The following is a 16,977-nucleotide window of genomic DNA, read 5'->3' as shown; positions in this document are numbered from 1 at the left end:
CCGCTCGACCGATCCCGGCCGGCTCCCAGCATCGAGCGAGGTGAAGTCATGAGCATTTTCAGTCACTTCCAACAACGATTCGAGGCGACGCGCCAGGAGGAGTACTCGCTGCAGGAGTACCTCGAACTGTGCAAGCAGGATCGCAGCGCCTATGCCAGCGCGTCCGAGCGCCTGCTGATGGCCATCGGCGAACCGGAGTTGCTCGATACCTCCCACAACCCTCGGCTGTCGCGCATCTTCTCCAACAAGGTGATCCGCCGTTATCCCGCCTTCGCCGATTTCCACGGCATGGAGGAATGCATCGAGCAGATCGTCTCCTACTTCCGCCACGCCGCCCAGGGCCTGGAGGAGAAGAAGCAGATCCTCTATCTGCTGGGACCGGTCGGCGGCGGCAAGTCCTCGCTGGCGGAAAAGCTCAAGCAGTTGATGGAGAAGGTGCCCTTCTACGCCATCAAGGGTTCGCCGGTGTTCGAGTCGCCCCTGGGGCTGTTCAACGCCGCCGAGGATGCGGCGATTCTCGAGGAGGACTACGGCATTTCCCGGCGTTACCTGGGCAGTATCATGTCGCCCTGGGCCAGCAAGCGCCTGGCCGAATTCGGTGGTGATATCAGCCAGTTCCGGGTGGTCAAGCTCTACCCCTCGATCCTCAACCAGATCGCCATCGCCAAGACCGAGCCGGGGGACGAGAACAACCAGGACATCTCCGCCCTGGTCGGCAAGGTGGATATCCGCAAGCTCGAGGAATTCCCGCAGAACGATGCCGACGCCTACAGCTACTCGGGCGCGCTGTGCCGGGCCAACCAGGGCCTGATGGAGTTTGTCGAGATGTTCAAGGCACCGATCAAGGTGCTGCACCCGCTGCTCACCGCCACCCAGGAAGGCAACTACAACAGCACCGAGGGCCTGGGCGCGATCCCCTATAACGGCATCCTGTTGGCCCACTCCAACGAGTCGGAGTGGCACACCTTCCGCAACAACAAGAACAACGAGGCGTTCATCGACCGCATCTACATCGTCAAGGTGCCGTACTGCCTGCGCGTCAGCGACGAGATCAAGATCTACGACAAGCTGCTGGTCAGCAGCTCCCTGGCCAACGCCCATTGCGCGCCCGACACCCTGAAGATGCTCGCGCAATTTTCCACCCTGTCGCGCCTCAAGGAGCCGGAAAACTCCAACATCTACTCGAAGATGCGCGTCTACGACGGCGAAAACCTCAAGGATACCGATCCCAAGGCCAAGTCGATCCAGGAGTACCGCGATGCCGCCGGCGTCGACGAAGGCATGAACGGCCTGTCGACCCGCTTCGCCTTCAAGATCCTTTCCAAGGTGTTCAACTTCGACCCGCACGAGGTGGCGGCCAACCCGGTGCACCTGCTTTACGTACTGGAACAGCAGATCGAACAGGAACAGTTCCCCGGCGAAACCCGCGAACGCTACCTGCGTTTCATCAAGGAATACCTGGCGCCGCGCTATATCGAGTTCATCGGCAAGGAAATCCAGACCGCCTATCTGGAGTCCTACAGCGAATACGGCCAGAACATCTTCGACCGCTACGTGCTGTACGCCGATTTCTGGATTCAGGATCAGGAATATCGCGACCCGGAAACCGGCGAAATTCTCAACCGCGTGGCCCTCAACGAGGAACTGGAGAAGATCGAGAAGCCGGCCGGCATCAGCAACCCGAAGGATTTCCGCAACGAGATCGTCAACTTTGTGCTGCGCGCCCGGGCCAACAACAACGGCAAGAACCCGACCTGGCTCAGCTACGAGAAGCTGCGGGTGGTGATCGAGAAGAAGATGTTCTCCAACACCGAGGACCTGCTGCCAGTCATCAGCTTCAACGCCAAGGCCAGCAAGGAGGATCAGCAGAAGCACAACGACTTCGTCAAACGCATGGTCGAGCGCGGCTATACCGAGAAGCAGGTGCGCCTGCTGTCGGAATGGTATCTGCGCGTACGTAAATCGCAATAAAGCAGCCGCAAGCTGCAAGCCTCAAGCTGCAAGCGAAAGCGCCTGGCTTTTCACTTGTGACTTGTAGCTTGCGGCTTGCAGCTGCCCCGGGAGGGGCTTATGAGTTACGTGATCGACCGTCGCCTCAATGGCAAGAACAAGAGCACGGTGAACCGCCAGCGGTTCATTCGTCGTTACCGCGACCACATCAAGAAGGCGGTGGAGGACGCGGTCAGCCGCCGCTCGATCACCGACATGGAGCACGGCGAGCAGATCAGCATTCCCGGCCGGGATATCGACGAGCCGGTGCTGCACCACGGCCGCGGCGGCAGGCAGACCGTCGTGCACCCGGGCAACAAGGAGTTCGTTGCCGGTGAACGGATCCCCCGCCCGCAAGGTGGCGGAGGTGGTCAGGGCGCGGGCAAGGCCAGCAATTCCGGCGAGGGCATGGACGAGTTTGTGTTCCAGATCACCCAGGAGGAATTCCTCGACTTCATGTTCGAGGACCTGGAGCTGCCCAACCTGGTCAAGCGCCACCTGACCGGCGCCGAGACCTTCAAGACCGTGCGCGCGGGCATCAGCAGCGAAGGCAACCCGTCACGCATCAATATCGTGCGCACCCTGCGCTCGGCTCATGCCCGGCGCATCGCGCTATCCGGCAGCAGCCGGGCCAAGCTGCGCGAGGTGAAGGCCGAGCTGGAGCGCCTGCGCCGCGAGGAACCGGACAACTTCAGCGACATCCAGCTGCTCGAGGCCGAGATCGAACGCCTCAGCGCGCGCATTCACCGCATCCCGTTTCTCGACACCTTCGACCTCAAGTACAACCTGCTGGTCAAGCACCCCAACCCCAGCTCCAAGGCGGTGATGTTCTGCCTGATGGACGTCTCCGGCTCGATGACCCAGGCCACCAAGGACGTCGCCAAGCGCTTCTTCATCCTCCTGTACCTGTTTCTCAAGCGTAACTACGACAAGATCGACGTGGTGTTCATCCGCCACCACACCAGCGCCAAGGAAGTGGACGAGGAAGAGTTCTTCTATTCCCGGGAGACCGGTGGCACCATCGTCTCCAGTGCGCTGAAGATGATGCAGGAGATCATGGCCGAGCGTTACCCGGCCAACGAATGGAACATCTACGGCGCCCAGGCTTCGGACGGCGACAACTGGAACGACGACTCGCCGTTGTGCCGGGATATCCTGATCAAGCAGATCATGCCCTTCGTGCAGTACTTCACCTACGTGGAGATCACCCCGCGCGAGCATCAGGCGCTATGGTTCGAGTACGAGCGCGTGGCGGAAGCCTTCGGCGAGACCTTCGCCCAGCAGCAACTGGTGTCGGCGGGTGACATCTACCCGGTATTCCGCGAACTGTTCCAGCGGAGGCTCACCCCATGAGCAGCAGCAAGAAACGCCAGCCCCTGTCCACGGGCTCGGAATGGACCTTCGAGCTGATTCGCGACTACGACCGGGAAATCAGCCGGTTGGCCGAGCGCTATGCGCTCGACACCTACCCCAACCAGATCGAGGTGATCACCGCCGAGCAGATGATGGATGCCTACGCCTCGGTCGGCATGCCCCTGGGTTACCACCACTGGTCCTACGGCAAGCAGTTCCTCAGTACCGAGAAATCCTACAGCCGCGGGCAGATGGGCCTGGCGTACGAGATCGTGATCAACTCCGACCCGTGCATCGCCTACCTGATGGAAGAGAACACCATCACCATGCAGGCCCTGGTGATCGCCCACGCCTGCTACGGACACAACAGCTTCTTCAAGGGCAACTACCTGTTCCGCACCTGGACCGACGCCAGTTCGATCATCGACTACCTGGTGTTCGCCAAGCAGTACATCACCCAGTGCGAAGAGCGCCACGGTATCGATGCCGTCGAGGACCTGATCGACTCCTGCCATGCGCTGATGAACTACGGGGTGGACCGCTACAAGCGCCCCTACCCCATTTCCGCCGAGGAAGAGCGCCGTCGCCAGAAGGATCGCGAGGAGCACCTGCAGCGGCAGATCAACGACCTGTGGCGCACCATTCCCAAGAGCGCCAGCAAGGCCGATGAAAGCGATCATCAGCGCTTTCCGGCCGAGCCCCAGGAAAACATTCTGTATTTCCTGGAAAAACATGCGCCGCTGCTCGAGCCCTGGCAGCGCGAGGTGATCCGCATCGTGCGCAAGATCGCCCAGTACTTCTACCCGCAGCGCCAGACCCAGGTGATGAACGAAGGCTGGGCGACCTTCTGGCACTACACCCTGATGAACGACCTTTACGACGAAGGCCTGGTCACCGACGGCTTCATGATGGAGTTTCTGCAGTCGCACACCAGCGTGGTGTTCCAGCCGTCGTTCGACAGCCCCTACTACAGCGGCATCAACCCCTACGCCCTGGGTTTTGCCATGTACCGCGACATTCGCCGGATCTGCGAGGCGCCCACCGAGGAGGATCGCCGCTGGTTCCCCGACATCGCCGGCAGCGACTGGCTGAGTACCCTGAAATTCGCCATGACCAGCTTCAAGGACGAGAGCTTCATCCTGCAGTACCTGTCGCCCAAGGTGATCCGCGACCTCAAGCTGTTCAGCATTCTCGACGACGACCAGAAAGACGAACTCAGCGTACCGGCCATCCATGACGAACCGGGCTATCGCACCATCCGCGAAACCCTGGCCGCCCAATACAACCTCGGCAATCGCGAGCCCAACGTGCAGATCTGGAGCATCGACCGCCGCGGCGACCGCTCCCTGACCCTGCGCCACTTCCAGCACGACCGCAAGCCGCTGGGCAGCTCTACCGAAGAAGTGCTCAAGCACCTGCATCGCCTGTGGGGGTTCGACATCCACCTGCAGACGCTGCAGGGCGAGCGCATCGTCAATACCCAGCACGTACCGCCCAGGAGCGATGGCGCGCCGGACGGCGATCATCCGCGCCTGGATCTGCATATGCCTCCGCTCTAGCTGCCCAGAGGCACCGCGCAACGACAGGCTCCGATGCAGCGGGTATCCTCTGCGCATGACGGAGACTCTTATGCAGATCTACAAAGTCGGCGGCGCCGTGCGCGACCGCCTGCTCGGCCGCCCGGTGACCGAGGTCGACTGGGTGGTGGTCGGTGCCACCGCCGAAACCATGCTGGAATTGGGTTATCGCCCGGTGGGCGCGGATTTCCCGGTGTTCCTGCACCCGCAATCGGGCGAGGAGTACGCCCTGGCCCGCACCGAACGCAAGAGCGGTCGCGGCTATGGCGGCTTCACCTTTCACGCCAGCCCCGAGGTGACGCTGGAAGAGGACCTGATACGCCGCGACCTGACCATCAACGCCATTGCCGAAGATCAACACGGCAAGCTGATCGACCCCTATGGCGGCCAGCGTGATCTGGAAGCCAGGCAACTGCGCCATGTCTCGCCGGCCTTCGCCGAAGACCCCCTTCGTGTGCTGCGCGTGGCGCGCTTCGCGGCGCGCTACGCACCGCTGGGCTTTAGCGTAGCGCCGGAAACCCTCGAACTGATGCGCCAACTGGCCGAATCCGGGGAGCTGGATGCGCTGACCCCGGAACGCAGCTGGAAGGAAATCTCCCGGGCATTGATGGAGCCACGCCCGGACGTTTTCATCCAAGTACTGCGTGACTGCGGCGCCCTGGCGGCCATGCTGCCGGAGGTCGACAGGCTGTTCGGCGTGCCGCAGCCCGCTGCCCATCACCCGGAAATCGATACCGGTGAGCATGTGCTGGCCGTACTGCGCCAGTGCGCCAGGCACGAGCAGCCACTGCCCGTGCGCTGGGCCTGCCTGCTGCATGATGTGGGCAAGGGCAGAACCGACCCTACGGACTGGCCGCGACACATCGCCCACGAACATCGGGGCATCCCGCTGATTCAGGCCATCAACAGCCGTTGCAAGGTGCCCAAAGAGTGTCAGGAGCTGGCCGAGCTGGTGGGCGAATTTCATACCCACGCCCACCGCGCCCTGGAGCTGCGCGCCTCGACGCTGCTGGAACTGATGCAACGCTTCGACGTGTTCCGTCGCCCGCAACGCTTCGAGGCCTTTGTCGCGGCGTGTGAAATGGATGCCCGTGGTCGTCATGGCCTGGAGGATCGTGAGTACCCTCAAGCGGCCTATCTGCTGAATGCCATGGCGGCGGTACGCAAGGTGGCCGTGCAGCCGCTGCTGGAACGCGGCTACAAGGGCGCCGAGCTGGGCGAGGCGCTCAATCGTGAGCGCCTGACGGTATTGAAGGGCTTCAAGCAGGCTCGCGAAAAAGCCGGCTAGGGTGAGGGCAAGAGCTCAGGGGGCGTCAGTTCCACCCCACGCCACTGGAAAGACACCGGCCACAACTGCTGCTCGATCCGCGCATCGGTCCACAGCTGCGCGAAACTGCGTCCGACTTCGGGATGCTCGACCTCCGGCACCAGCAGCGCCAGTGGCCTGAGTACGAAGGCGTTCTTGAGGATTTCTGCCCGCGGCAGCACCAGGCCATCGAAATTGCCGACCAGCCTGCCATAGGTCAGCACGTCGATATCCAGCGGCAGGCCCTTGCGATCCGGTGCGTAGCGGCCATTGTCGGCCTCGATGAATTTCAGTCGCCGGTCCAGTTCGGTCAGGGGCAGGGCCGTGCGCCCGGCGATCACCAGATTGAAGAACGGCCCGCTCTTGATACCCACCGCCAGGCTTTCGAAGACCGGCGAGCAGCGCATGTCGGTGACGATTTCGGCCAGGGCATCGAGGCCCGCGCACAGGTGCGCCTCACGCTCGATATTGCTGCCCAGGCCCAGCAGGATTGGCGTTAGCGACATCCGCGCTCGATCTCCACACCGACACCGCCACGGGCCGCCGGCACGGCGCCGGGCTTGGTCACGCGCAAGCGCACCCAGGGGATGTTGAATTCGCCCATCAGCAGCGCCACCAGGCGCTCGGCGAAGGTTTCCACCAGGATGAACTGCGATTCGCTGGCGAAGGCCTGGATGCGCGTCGACAGCGTGGCGTAGTCCAGGGCCTTGCTCAGGTCATCGTCCTGGGCGGCGGGCCGGTTGTCCCAGCCCAGCCACAGATCCAGCTGCAGGCATTGGCGAATGGTGCGCTCCCAGTCGTAGGCACCAATGACGGTGTCGACTTCCAGCCCTGCGATAAACACTGTGTCCAAGCATGCTCTCCACGGCACGACAAGCTCGCCGTACCTCGTTAGAATCGGCCATCCCCCGGCGCGGAATGGATACCATGTTTTGGCTGCTGGCGATCCTCGCCTACCTGCTCGGCTCGCTGTCCTTCGCTATCCTGCTCAGCCGCATGACCGGCCTGGCAGACCCGCGCGCCAGCGGCTCGGGCAACCCCGGCGCCACCAATATGCTCAGGGTGGCGGGCAAACGCCTGGCCATTCTCACGCTGATCGGCGATCTGTTCAAAGGTTTGCTGCCGGTACTGATCGCCGCCCACCTCGACTACACCCTGCAACAGCAGGCCTGGCTGGGTCTGGCGGCGGTGATCGGCCACCTCTACCCGATCTACTTTCGCTTCCGCGGTGGCAAGGGCGTCGCCACGGCAGCCGGCATGCTGCTGGGGCTTTACCCGCCGGCGGCGCTGCTGGCGCTGTGCACCTGGCTGCTGACCTTCAGCCTGACCCGCACCAGCTCCCTGGCGGCGCTGACCGCCGCACCGATGACCTTACCGCTGCTGGCCTGGCAACGCCCGGCGGCACTGCTGCCGATGTGCGTGCTCAGCGGACTGATCGTCTGGCGGCACCGGCGCAATCTACGTGATCTGTGGGCGGGCCGCGAACGGCATTTCTGATCAGGGCCTGCTCATGGCTGCGCAGGCTTACCTCTCGATAAATAGCCGCGACATGGTGGCGGAAGCGGCCGGTGAGCAGAGCTTTGTAGGAGAGGCTTTAGCCTCGAGCTCTTTACGCCCTAATAAAACTCGGGGCTAAAGCCCCTCCTACATGCTTACCGACTGTTTCTGCTTTCTAGCCGCCCTCTCTTCCGCACATCACCAACGCGCCCGCACCTTACAACGCCGGCAACTGCTCCATCGGCCAGCGGGCCTGCACGGTGATTGCCAGGTCTTCATGCTGCCCGGCCAGCAGACGCTGGCAACCGGCGTAGGCGATCATCGCACCGTTGTCGGTACAGAATGCCGGACGTGCGTAAAACACGTTGCCCTTGAGCGCTGCCGTCATGTCTTCGAGCGACGTGCGCAGCGCCCGGTTGGCACTCACCCCGCCAGCGATCACCAGGTTGTTCAGGCCGGTCTGCTTGAGCGCGCGGCGGCACTTGATGGTCAGCGTCTCGACCACCGCCTGCTGGAAGGCCAGGGCCACGTCACAGCGGGCCTGCTCGCTGTCGTCACCGCTGTCCTGGCACTGCTGCCAGGTATTGAGGGTAAAGGTCTTCAGGCCGCTGAAGCTGAAATCCAGGCCCGGACGATCGGTCATCGGTCGCGGAAACACGAAGCGTCCGGGCGTGCCGCGCTCGGCAAGGCGGGCGATTTCCGGGCCACCGGGGTAGCGCAGGCCCATCAGCTTGGCGGTCTTGTCGAAGGCCTCGCCGGCCGCATCGTCCAGCGACTCACCGAGCAACTGGTACTGGCCGATGCCGTCGACCCGCACCAGCTGGGTATGGCCACCCGACACCAGAAGGGCGACGAACGGGAAGGCTGGCGGCGTGGGTTCGAGCATGGGCGCCAGCAGGTGGCCTTCCATGTGATGCACGCCAATGGCGGGAATGTCCCAGGCGAAGGCCAGGGCCTGGGCGCAGGACGCGCCCACCAGCAGCGCACCGACCAGGCCGGGGCCGGCGGTGTAGGCGATGGCGTCGATGTCTGTGGCCACGCAACCGCCCTCGTCCAGCACCTGGCGGATCAGCGGCAGCATGCGCTTGACGTGGTCACGCGAGGCCAGCTCCGGCACCACGCCACCGTAGGCGCGGTGCAAGTCGATCTGACTGAACAGCGCGTCGGCCAGCAGGCCGCGCTCGCTGTCATAGAGCGCGACACCGGTCTCGTCGCACGAAGTTTCCAATCCCAGAACCAGCATGGTTTCGCCTTCTCTGCCGCTTGCCCAGCGTAAAAGGCCGGCATGATAATCGCCGCTCGGCGGCCCAGACCAGTGCTTTTCGATCAGAGGCTTTGCATTCCGCTTGACGAGGCGGTAACATCCGCAACCCTTAAAAACCTGTGATCTTTCCGTGCCGTTGCCAGGAAGACACAAACCTCCGGTAATAAAGAAGGTAGCCCTGGATGCCAGCCGTCAAAGTTAAAGAGAACGAACCCTTCGACGTAGCTCTGCGTCGTTTCAAGCGCTCCTGCGAAAAAGCCGGTGTTCTGGCCGAAGTTCGTAGCCGCGAATTCTACGAAAAGCCGACCGCCGAGCGTAAGCGTAAAGCCGCTGCCGCTGTTAAGCGTCACGCCAAGAAAGTGCAGCGCGAACAGCGCCGCAGCGTTCGCCTGTACTAATAGCGTACACGCAAAGCCCGAATGCCCGGCTCGCCCGGGCATCATCGCCAAGAACTCCGCATCGCCTGCTGGCGAAATGGCGGAGTTTTTGCGTTTTTGCCGTTACCCATCTGGGATATCCTGAGCGTCTATGGCCGGCCTGATCCCGCAATCCTTCATCGATGACCTGCTCAACCGCACCGATATCGTCGATGTGGTGAGTTCGCGCATCCAGTTGAAGAAGACCGGCAAGAATTACAGCGCCTGCTGCCCGTTCCACAAGGAAAAGACGCCCTCCTTCACGGTCAGCCCGGACAAGCAGTTCTATTACTGCTTCGGCTGTGGCGCCGGCGGCAACGCCCTGGGCTTCGTGATGGATCACGACCAGACGGAATTTCCGCAAGCCGTGGAAGAGCTGGCCAAGCGCGCCGGCATGGAGGTGCCGCGCGAGGACAACGGCCGCGGCGGCAAGCCCCGCCAGGCCACCGACTCGCCGCTGTACGCCCTGCTCAAGGCGGCTGCCGACTTCTACCGCCAGGCACTGAAAAGCCATCCACAGCGCCGCGCCGCGGTCGAGTACCTGAAAGGTCGCGGCCTGTCCGGTGAAATCGCCCGGGACTTCGGCCTCGGCTTCGCCCCACCGGGCTGGGACAACCTGCTCAAGCACCTGGCCGGCGACAGCCTGCAGCACAAGGCGATGATCGATGCCGGCCTGCTGGTGGAGAACCCGGACAGCGGCAAGCGCTACGACCGCTTTCGTGACCGGGTGATCTTTCCCATCCACGACAGCCGCGGCCGGGTGATCGCCTTCGGCGGTCGGGTGCTGGGCGACGACAAGCCCAAGTACCTCAATTCGCCCGAGACCCCGGTCTTTCACAAGGGTCAGGAACTCTACGGCCTGTACGAAGCACGCAAGCACAACCGCAACCTCGACGAGATCATGGTGGTCGAGGGCTACATGGACGTCATCGCCCTCGCCCAGCAAGGCCTGCGCAACGCGGTGGCGACCCTGGGCACCGCCACCAGCGAGGAACACCTCAAGCGCCTGTTCCGCCTGGTGCCCAGCGTGCTGTTCTGCTTCGACGGCGACCAGGCCGGGCGCAATGCGGCCTGGCGCGCCCTGGAGGCCACCCTGCCCAACCTGCAGGACGGCCGCCGCGCACGCTTTCTGTTCCTGCCCGACGGCGAGGACCCGGACACCCTGGTACGCAGCGAGGGCACCGATGCCTTCCAGGCGCGTATCCACCAGCACGCCCAGCCGCTGGCCGATTACTTCTTCCAGCAACTGAGCGAAGAGGCCGACCCGCGCTCACTGGAAGGCAAGGCGCATCTGGTCACCCTGGCTGCGCCGCTGATCGACAAGATTCCCGGCAACACCCTCCGCGCACTGATGCGTCAGCGCCTGACCCAGATCACCGGCCTCGACGCCAGCGCCATGGGCCAGGCGCAGGCGGCGCCCGCGCGCCAGCCGAGCGGGCCCGCCCCGCAAAGCCACGACAACCACGCGCCGCCCTTCGAAGCCATCCCGGACAGCGCCTATTACGACGCGCCGCCAGGCTTCGAGGAGCATGCTGCGCCGGCGCAGGCGTTCGAACGCCCGGCCCGCAAACCCGGCAAGGGCGAATGGAAGAAGGATGGCGGCAAGTGGAAGAAAGGCCGCGACGACTACCACCCGCCGCGCACCGCGGTCAGTGTCGAGTCGCCGCACCTGAGTGCCCTGCGCAGCCTGCTGCACCATCCTGAACTGGCGCAGAAGGTCGAGGATGTCAGCAACTTCGCCGCCGAAGACGACACCTACGCCCAACTGCTGGTGGCCCTGGTCGGTACCCTGCAGAAGCAGCCGAACCTGCGTTCGCTGCAACTGATCGCCCGTTGGCACGGCACCGAACAGGGCCGCCTACTCAAGGTTCTGGCAGAAAAAGAATGGCTGATCGATCACGACAACCTTGAACGGCAGTTTTTCGACACCATAACTACACTTGCCCGTAGCCAGTCGCTCAGGCGACGCGAAACCGCTCTGCGCAGCATCATGCAGAAAAGCCCGAGCGAACTCACCGACGAGGAAAAGGCGCTGTTACGCGAGCATTACAGCAGCCTCAACTCGCCCAGCAAGACCCCAACTGGCGCCTGAGCGCCGAGCTGAGGTATAATCCTCGGCTTGTTTTCAGCCCGCCAAGACCTTAAGTGGATAGGGTGTTATGTCCGGAAAAGCGCAACAGCAATCTCGTTTGAAAGAATTGATCAGCCGTGGTCGTGAGCAGGGTTACCTGACTTACGCGGAGGTCAATGACCACCTGCCCGAGGATATTTCAGATCCGGAACAGGTGGAAGACATCATCCGCATGATCAACGACATGGGGATCAACGTATTCGAGAGTGCTCCGGATGCGGACGCCCTGTTGTTGGCCGAAGCCGACACCGACGAAGCCGCTGCCGAAGAAGCAGCCGCTGCACTCGCGGCCGTTGAAACCGATATCGGTCGCACCACCGACCCGGTTCGCATGTACATGCGTGAAATGGGGACCGTGGAACTGCTGACCCGCGAAGGCGAGATCGAAATCGCCAAGCGTATCGAAGAAGGCATCCGTGAAGTCATGAGCGCCGTCGCTCATTTCCCGGGTACCGTCGACAGCATTCTCGCCGAATACACCCGCGTCACCACCGAGGGCGGCCGTCTGGTCGAGGTTCTCAGTGGCTACATCGACCCGGACGACGGCAGCGTGCCGGCCGAAGCCGCCGCGCCAGTTCCAGCCTCTTCGGACGACAAGGCCGAAGACAAGGACGATGACGAGGAAGACGGCGACAGCGACGACGAGGAAGAAGAAGGCGATGGCGGCCCGGATCCTGAAGAGGCCCTGCGCCGCTTCACCGCGGTAGCCGATCAGCTGGAGGTCGCCAAGAAGGCCCTGAAGAAGCACGGCCGCGACAGCAAGCAGGCGATCGAAGAGCTGCGCCTGCTGGCCGAGCTGTTCATGCCGATCAAGCTGGTGCCCAAGCAGTACGACGCACTGGTGGTGCGCGTGCGTGACGCCCTGGACCGCCTGCGCGGCCAGGAACGCGCCATCATGCAGCTGTGCGTGCGTGATGCCCGCATGCCGCGTGCCGACTTCCTGCGCCTGTTCCCGGGCAACGAAGTGGATCTGGACTGGGCTGCCAGCCTGGCCAAGGGCAAATCCAAGTACGCCGAAGCCATCGGCAACCTGCAAGCCGACATTCAGCGCTGCCAGCAGAAGCTGATCGCCCTGCAGGAAGAAAGCGATTTGACCCTGGCCGAGATCAAGGACATCAACCGTCGCATGTCGATCGGTGAAGCCAAGGCCCGTCGCGCCAAGAAGGAAATGGTCGAGGCCAACCTGCGCCTGGTCATCTCCATCGCCAAGAAGTACACCAACCGCGGCCTGCAGTTCCTCGACCTGATCCAGGAAGGCAACATCGGCCTGATGAAGGCGGTGGACAAGTTCGAATACCGTCGCGGCTACAAGTTCTCGACCTATGCCACCTGGTGGATTCGCCAGGCGATCACCCGTTCGATCGCCGACCAGGCACGCACCATCCGTATTCCGGTGCACATGATCGAGACGATCAACAAGCTCAACCGCATCTCCCGTCAGATGCTCCAGGAAATGGGTCGCGAGCCCACGCCGGAAGAGCTGGGCGAGCGCATGGAAATGCCCGAGGACAAGATCCGCAAGGTGCTGAAGATCGCCAAAGAGCCGATCTCCATGGAAACCCCGATCGGCGACGACGAGGATTCGCACCTGGGCGACTTCATCGAGGACAGCACCATGCAGTCCCCGATCGACGTGGCCACCGTGGAAAGCCTAAAGGAAGCCACCCGCGAAGTGCTGGCCGGCCTCACCGCCCGTGAAGCCAAGGTGCTGCGCATGCGCTTCGGTATCGACATGAACACCGACCACACCCTCGAGGAAGTGGGCAAGCAGTTCGACGTCACCCGTGAGCGTATCCGCCAGATCGAAGCCAAGGCACTGCGCAAGCTGCGCCATCCGACCCGTAGCGAACACCTGCGCTCGTTCCTCGACGAGTAAGGGTTCACGGAATGAAAAATGCCGGTCACTGACCGGCATTTTTTTCGCCTGTGCTTAACGCTCATAGAGCGGCTTTTTTGCCAGCGCATTGGTGGATGAAAAGAGCGTCATCCACCCTACAACTGAGCCCAGCGACGCAGCCAGCGGCAAGCCACCGGGCAATCCGCGCAAAGGTAAAAAACCTACGCGGCGGAAACAGACTGTTCGCCAGCTCAGCCCGCCAGCTCGGCGAACCCCTGACGAATCGCTGCCTCCGGCAGGTTGTCGCCGATAAACACGATCACGCTCTCGCGCTTCTCGTCGGCCCCCCACTCGCTGTCCCAGTCGAAGCCGTAGAGCCGCAACACGCCCTGGAACACCATGCGGCGGTCTTCACCGGCAATGCTCAGTACACCCTTGTAGCGCAGCAGCGAATTGCCGTGCTGTTCCAGCAGGCCTTCCATGAAACCGCTGAGCCGGTCGAGATCCAGCGGCTGGTCGCCCGTCAGCACCAGGGTGGCGATGCGGTCGCTGCTCTTGCCCGCCATCACTGGCCGCAGGCTCGTCGCCACATCGGCATTGAGGTTGAAGCCACGCACGTCCAGCAGCTCGCTCAAATCGATACGGCCATGTTCGACCACCCGGATAGGTGCCCGGCGGTTGATCCGTTGCAGGCGTGCGGCGAGCGCCTCACGGGTAGCCTCATCGACCAGATCGGTCTTGCTCAGCAGGATGCGGTCGGCGAAACCGACCTGGGCCTGGGCGATGGCTTCCTGCAGGTGGCGCTCGGCGTTGGCGGCGTCCACCAGGGTGATGATGCCGTCCAGCACGTAGCGCTCGCACAGCTCCTCGGTGGCGAAGAAGGTCTGCGCCACCGGTGCGGGATCGGCCAGGCCCGTGCACTCGATCACCAGGCGGTCGAAATCCAGCTCGCCGCTGTCGCGCTTTTCCAGCAGCACGAACAGCGCCTTCTCCAGTTCGACATGGATGGAACAGCACACGCAGCCGTTGGCCAGGGTCATCACCTGCACCGGCTCGCTGCCGAGCAGTTGGCTGTCGATCGGCGTCTCGCTGTATTCGTTCTCGATCACCGCGATCTTCAGGCCGTGCTCGGCCTTGAGGATATGCCGCAGCAGGGTGGTCTTGCCGGCACCGAGAAAGCCGCTGAGCACGGTGACCGGAATCGGGGAAAAGGACATGAATGCATTCCTCTGAAAGACACACGCCACGACGAGGCGTGGCGTATGGTGCTTGAAGCGGGCCCCAGGGCCCGCCAGGTGATATCAGCAGCAGCGAATCGGCCGCCCCTTGCCACCACCATAACGTGCTTCCTGACGCTCGCGGAAGAAGGCTTCGTAGCTCATCACTGGCTGATCGGGATGTTTCCTGGCCATGTGCTCGACGTAGGTGTCGTAGTCAGGCATGCCCACCAGCATCCGGGCAGCCTGACCGAGGTACTTGCCCATCCGGCTGAGATCATTGAACACGGGCAACCTCCGGCGCGTCTGCAGGCAGCGCTTCATAGGTGGCTTCACGGTCGCTGCGCAGCTCCTTGCGCCAGGCGGCGCGGCCGACCTTGATCGCGTAGAACAGCACGCTCAGCACCACGAACAGGAACAGCACGGTGAGCGTGGCGTTGGTGTAGGCGTTGAAGATCACGTGTTGCATCTGGCCGATGTCCTTGGCCGGGGCGATGATCTGCCCGGCGTCCAGCGCAGCCTGGTACTTCTTGGCCAGGGCCAGGAAACCCACGGCCGGGTTCGGGTCGAGCAGCTTGATCAGGCCTGCGGTGGTGGTGCAGATCAGCAGCCAGGTGGCCGGGATCAGCGTCACCCACACGTAGCGCTCGCGCTTCATCTTGATCAGCACCACGGTGCCGAGCATCAGCGCGATACCGGCGAGCATCTGGTTGGAGATGCCGAACAGCGGCCACAGGGTGTTGATGCCGCCCAGCGGATCGACCACGCCCTGGTACAGCAGCCAGCCCCACAGGGCCACGCAGCCGGCGGTGGCGATCACGTTGGCGGTCCAGGACTCGGTCTTCTTCAGGGCCGGCACGAAGTTGCCGAGCAGGTCCTGCAGCATGAAACGACCGGCACGGGTACCGGCGTCCACCGCGGTGAGGATGAACAGCGCTTCGAAGAGGATCGCGAAGTGGTACCAGAAGGCCATGGTGTTCTCACCCGGCAGCACGCTGTGCAGGATCTGCGCGATCCCCACGGCGAGCGTCGGGGCGCCACCGGCACGGGCCAGAATGGTGTTCTCGCCGATATCCCGGGCCACCGCCTCGAGCTGCTCGGGGGTGATCACGAAGCCCCAGCTGCTGACCGTGGCGGCCACCGACTGAACGTCCGAGCCGACCAGGGCCGCCGGGCTGTTCATGGCGAAGTAGATGCCCGGCTCGATCACCGAGGCGGCGACCATGGCCATGATGGCCACGAAGGACTCCATCAGCATGCCGCCGTAACCGATGTAACGGGCGTGGGTTTCGTTGGCCAGCAGCTTGGGCGTGGTGCCCGAACTGATCAGCGCGTGGAAGCCGGACACCGCGCCACAGGCGATGGTGATGAACAGGAACGGGAACAGGGTGCCCTTCCACACCGGACCGGTACCGTCGGTGAACTGGGTCAGCGCCGGCATCTTCAGCTCGGGCATGACCACCAGGATGCCGATGGCCAGGGCGATGATGGTGCCGATCTTCAGGAAGGTCGACAGGTAGTCGCGCGGCGCCAGGATCAGCCATACCGGCAGCACCGCGGCGACGAAGCCGTAGCCGATCAGCATCCAGGTGATCTGCACGCCGGTGAAGGTGAAAGCCGGGCCCCATACCGGGTCAGCGGCGATCACGCCACCGAGCCAGATCGAGCCGAGCAGCAGGATCACCCCGATCAGGGAAATCTCGCCGATACGGCCGGGCCGGATGTAGCGCATGTAGATGCCCATGAACATCGCGATGGGAATGGTCGCCATCACGGTGAACATGCCCCACGGGCTTTCCGCCAGCGCCTTGACGACGATCAGCGAGAGCACCGCGAGGATGATGATCATGATCAGGAAGGCGCCGAACAGCGCGATGGTGCCGGGGATCTGGCCCATTTCCTCGCGCACCAGCTCGCCCAGGGAGCGGCCGTTGCGGCGGGTGGAAATGAACAGCACCATGAAGTCCTGTACCGCACCGGCCAGTACCACCCCGGCAATCAGCCAGAGGGTGCCCGGCAGGTAGCCCATCTGCGCGGCGAGTACCGGGCCGACCAGCGGGCCGGCGCCAGCGATGGCGGCGAAGTGGTGACCGAAGAGGATGTGCTTGTTGGTCGGAACGTAGTCCAGGCCGTCGTTGTTGAGCACGGCGGGTGTGGCGCGGGTGGGGTCGAGCTGCATCACCTTGGTGGCGATGAACAGGCTGTAGTAGCGGTACGCGACGAGGTAGATCGCCACGGCAGCGACGACGATCCACAAGGCATTGATCGATTCGCCGCGGTTCAGCGCCACGGTGCCCAGCGCGAAGGCGCCCAGCAACGCGACCGCAAACCAGGCGATATGACTGGTCATTCTGGTCATTTGGACATCTCCGGTCGCAGGTCAAGACCTG

Annotated in this window: 14 protein-coding genes; 8 read left to right on the top strand and 6 right to left on the bottom strand. The window is 63.3% G+C overall.

Annotation, left to right across the window (positions count from 1 at the left end; translation table 11 throughout):
* Positions 1 to 48 precede the first annotated feature (48 nt).
* From K8U54_RS13265 to K8U54_RS13250, 4 genes are all read left to right on the top strand, one after another.
* The gene (locus K8U54_RS13265; protein WP_070886122.1) at positions 49 to 1,971 is read left to right on the top strand and encodes a PrkA family serine protein kinase; all 1,923 of its coding nucleotides are present in this window, start codon (positions 49 to 51) and stop codon (positions 1,969 to 1,971) included.
* Between the two features lie 99 nt (positions 1,972 to 2,070).
* Positions 2,071 to 3,342 (top strand): YeaH/YhbH family protein, encoded by a 1,272-nt coding sequence (locus tag K8U54_RS13260; protein ID WP_070886121.1) that lies wholly within the window; start codon positions 2,071 to 2,073, stop codon positions 3,340 to 3,342.
* A complete protein-coding gene (locus tag K8U54_RS13255) occupies positions 3,339 to 4,901 on the top strand; it encodes a SpoVR family protein (RefSeq protein ID WP_249906303.1) in 1,563 nt (520 codons plus the stop codon). The genes K8U54_RS13260 and K8U54_RS13255 overlap by 4 nt, the downstream gene beginning before the upstream one ends.
* A gap of 70 nt (positions 4,902 to 4,971) precedes the next feature.
* Entirely contained in the window at positions 4,972 to 6,207 is a 1,236-nt protein-coding gene (locus K8U54_RS13250) for a multifunctional CCA addition/repair protein (RefSeq protein WP_249906302.1), read from the top strand.
* Here K8U54_RS13250 and folK read toward each other — a convergent pair.
* Positions 6,204 to 6,731: a 2-amino-4-hydroxy-6-hydroxymethyldihydropteridine diphosphokinase gene (gene folK, locus K8U54_RS13245; RefSeq protein ID WP_249906301.1), complete on the bottom strand. Its 528-nt coding sequence runs from the start codon at positions 6,729 to 6,731 to the stop codon at positions 6,204 to 6,206. The genes K8U54_RS13250 and folK overlap by 4 nt on opposite strands.
* Positions 6,722 to 7,078, bottom strand: coding sequence for a dihydroneopterin aldolase (gene folB / locus K8U54_RS13240; RefSeq protein WP_249906300.1), 357 nt, complete (start codon positions 7,076 to 7,078; stop codon positions 6,722 to 6,724). Before folB ends, folK begins: the two co-directional genes overlap by 10 nt.
* A gap of 74 nt (positions 7,079 to 7,152) precedes the next feature.
* Between folB and plsY the strand changes: the two genes are divergently transcribed.
* Positions 7,153 to 7,722: a glycerol-3-phosphate 1-O-acyltransferase PlsY gene (gene plsY, locus K8U54_RS13235; protein WP_249906299.1), complete on the top strand. Its 570-nt coding sequence runs from the start codon at positions 7,153 to 7,155 to the stop codon at positions 7,720 to 7,722.
* A gap of 217 nt (positions 7,723 to 7,939) precedes the next feature.
* Here the strand turns inward: plsY and tsaD are convergent, their stop codons facing one another.
* Positions 7,940 to 8,965, bottom strand: coding sequence for a tRNA (adenosine(37)-N6)-threonylcarbamoyltransferase complex transferase subunit TsaD (tsaD, locus tag K8U54_RS13230; protein ID WP_249906298.1), 1,026 nt, complete (start codon positions 8,963 to 8,965; stop codon positions 7,940 to 7,942).
* A 203-nt stretch (positions 8,966 to 9,168) separates the two neighbouring features.
* On the opposite strand from tsaD, the gene rpsU reads away from it, so the two are divergent.
* The 3 genes from rpsU to rpoD all read left to right on the top strand — a co-directional run bounded on the left by rpsU (position 9,169) and on the right by rpoD (position 13,409).
* Positions 9,169 to 9,384: a 30S ribosomal protein S21 gene (gene rpsU / locus K8U54_RS13225; protein WP_003290642.1), complete on the top strand. Its 216-nt coding sequence runs from the start codon at positions 9,169 to 9,171 to the stop codon at positions 9,382 to 9,384.
* Positions 9,385 to 9,514: 130 nt separating this feature from the next.
* Entirely contained in the window at positions 9,515 to 11,494 is a 1,980-nt protein-coding gene (dnaG, locus tag K8U54_RS13220; protein ID WP_249906297.1) for a DNA primase, read from the top strand.
* 67 nt (positions 11,495 to 11,561) lie between these two features.
* Positions 11,562 to 13,409, top strand: coding sequence for an RNA polymerase sigma factor RpoD (rpoD, locus tag K8U54_RS13215; protein ID WP_249906296.1), 1,848 nt, complete (start codon positions 11,562 to 11,564; stop codon positions 13,407 to 13,409).
* 212 nt (positions 13,410 to 13,621) lie between these two features.
* Here the strand turns inward: rpoD and yjiA are convergent, their stop codons facing one another.
* The 3 genes from yjiA to K8U54_RS13200 form a co-directional block, all read right to left on the bottom strand.
* Positions 13,622 to 14,587 carry a GTPase gene (yjiA, locus tag K8U54_RS13210; protein WP_249906295.1) on the bottom strand — a complete coding sequence of 322 codons (966 nt, stop codon included), beginning with the start codon at positions 14,585 to 14,587 and terminating at the stop codon, positions 13,622 to 13,624.
* 84 nt (positions 14,588 to 14,671) lie between these two features.
* Positions 14,672 to 14,875, bottom strand: coding sequence for a YbdD/YjiX family protein (locus K8U54_RS13205; RefSeq protein WP_249906294.1), 204 nt, complete (start codon positions 14,873 to 14,875; stop codon positions 14,672 to 14,674).
* The gene (locus tag K8U54_RS13200; RefSeq protein ID WP_249906293.1) at positions 14,865 to 16,946 is read right to left on the bottom strand and encodes a carbon starvation CstA family protein; all 2,082 of its coding nucleotides are present in this window, start codon (positions 16,944 to 16,946) and stop codon (positions 14,865 to 14,867) included. Before K8U54_RS13200 ends, K8U54_RS13205 begins: the two co-directional genes overlap by 11 nt.
* Positions 16,947 to 16,977: the final 31 nt, after the last annotated feature.

Origin of the sequence: Pseudomonas fulva (assembly GCF_023517795.1) — a bacterium.
GTDB lineage: Bacteria > Pseudomonadota > Gammaproteobacteria > Pseudomonadales > Pseudomonadaceae > Aquipseudomonas > Aquipseudomonas fulva_D.
The sequence above is the reverse complement of the archived record's forward strand: the minus strand, read 5'-3'. Positions and strand labels throughout refer to the sequence as shown.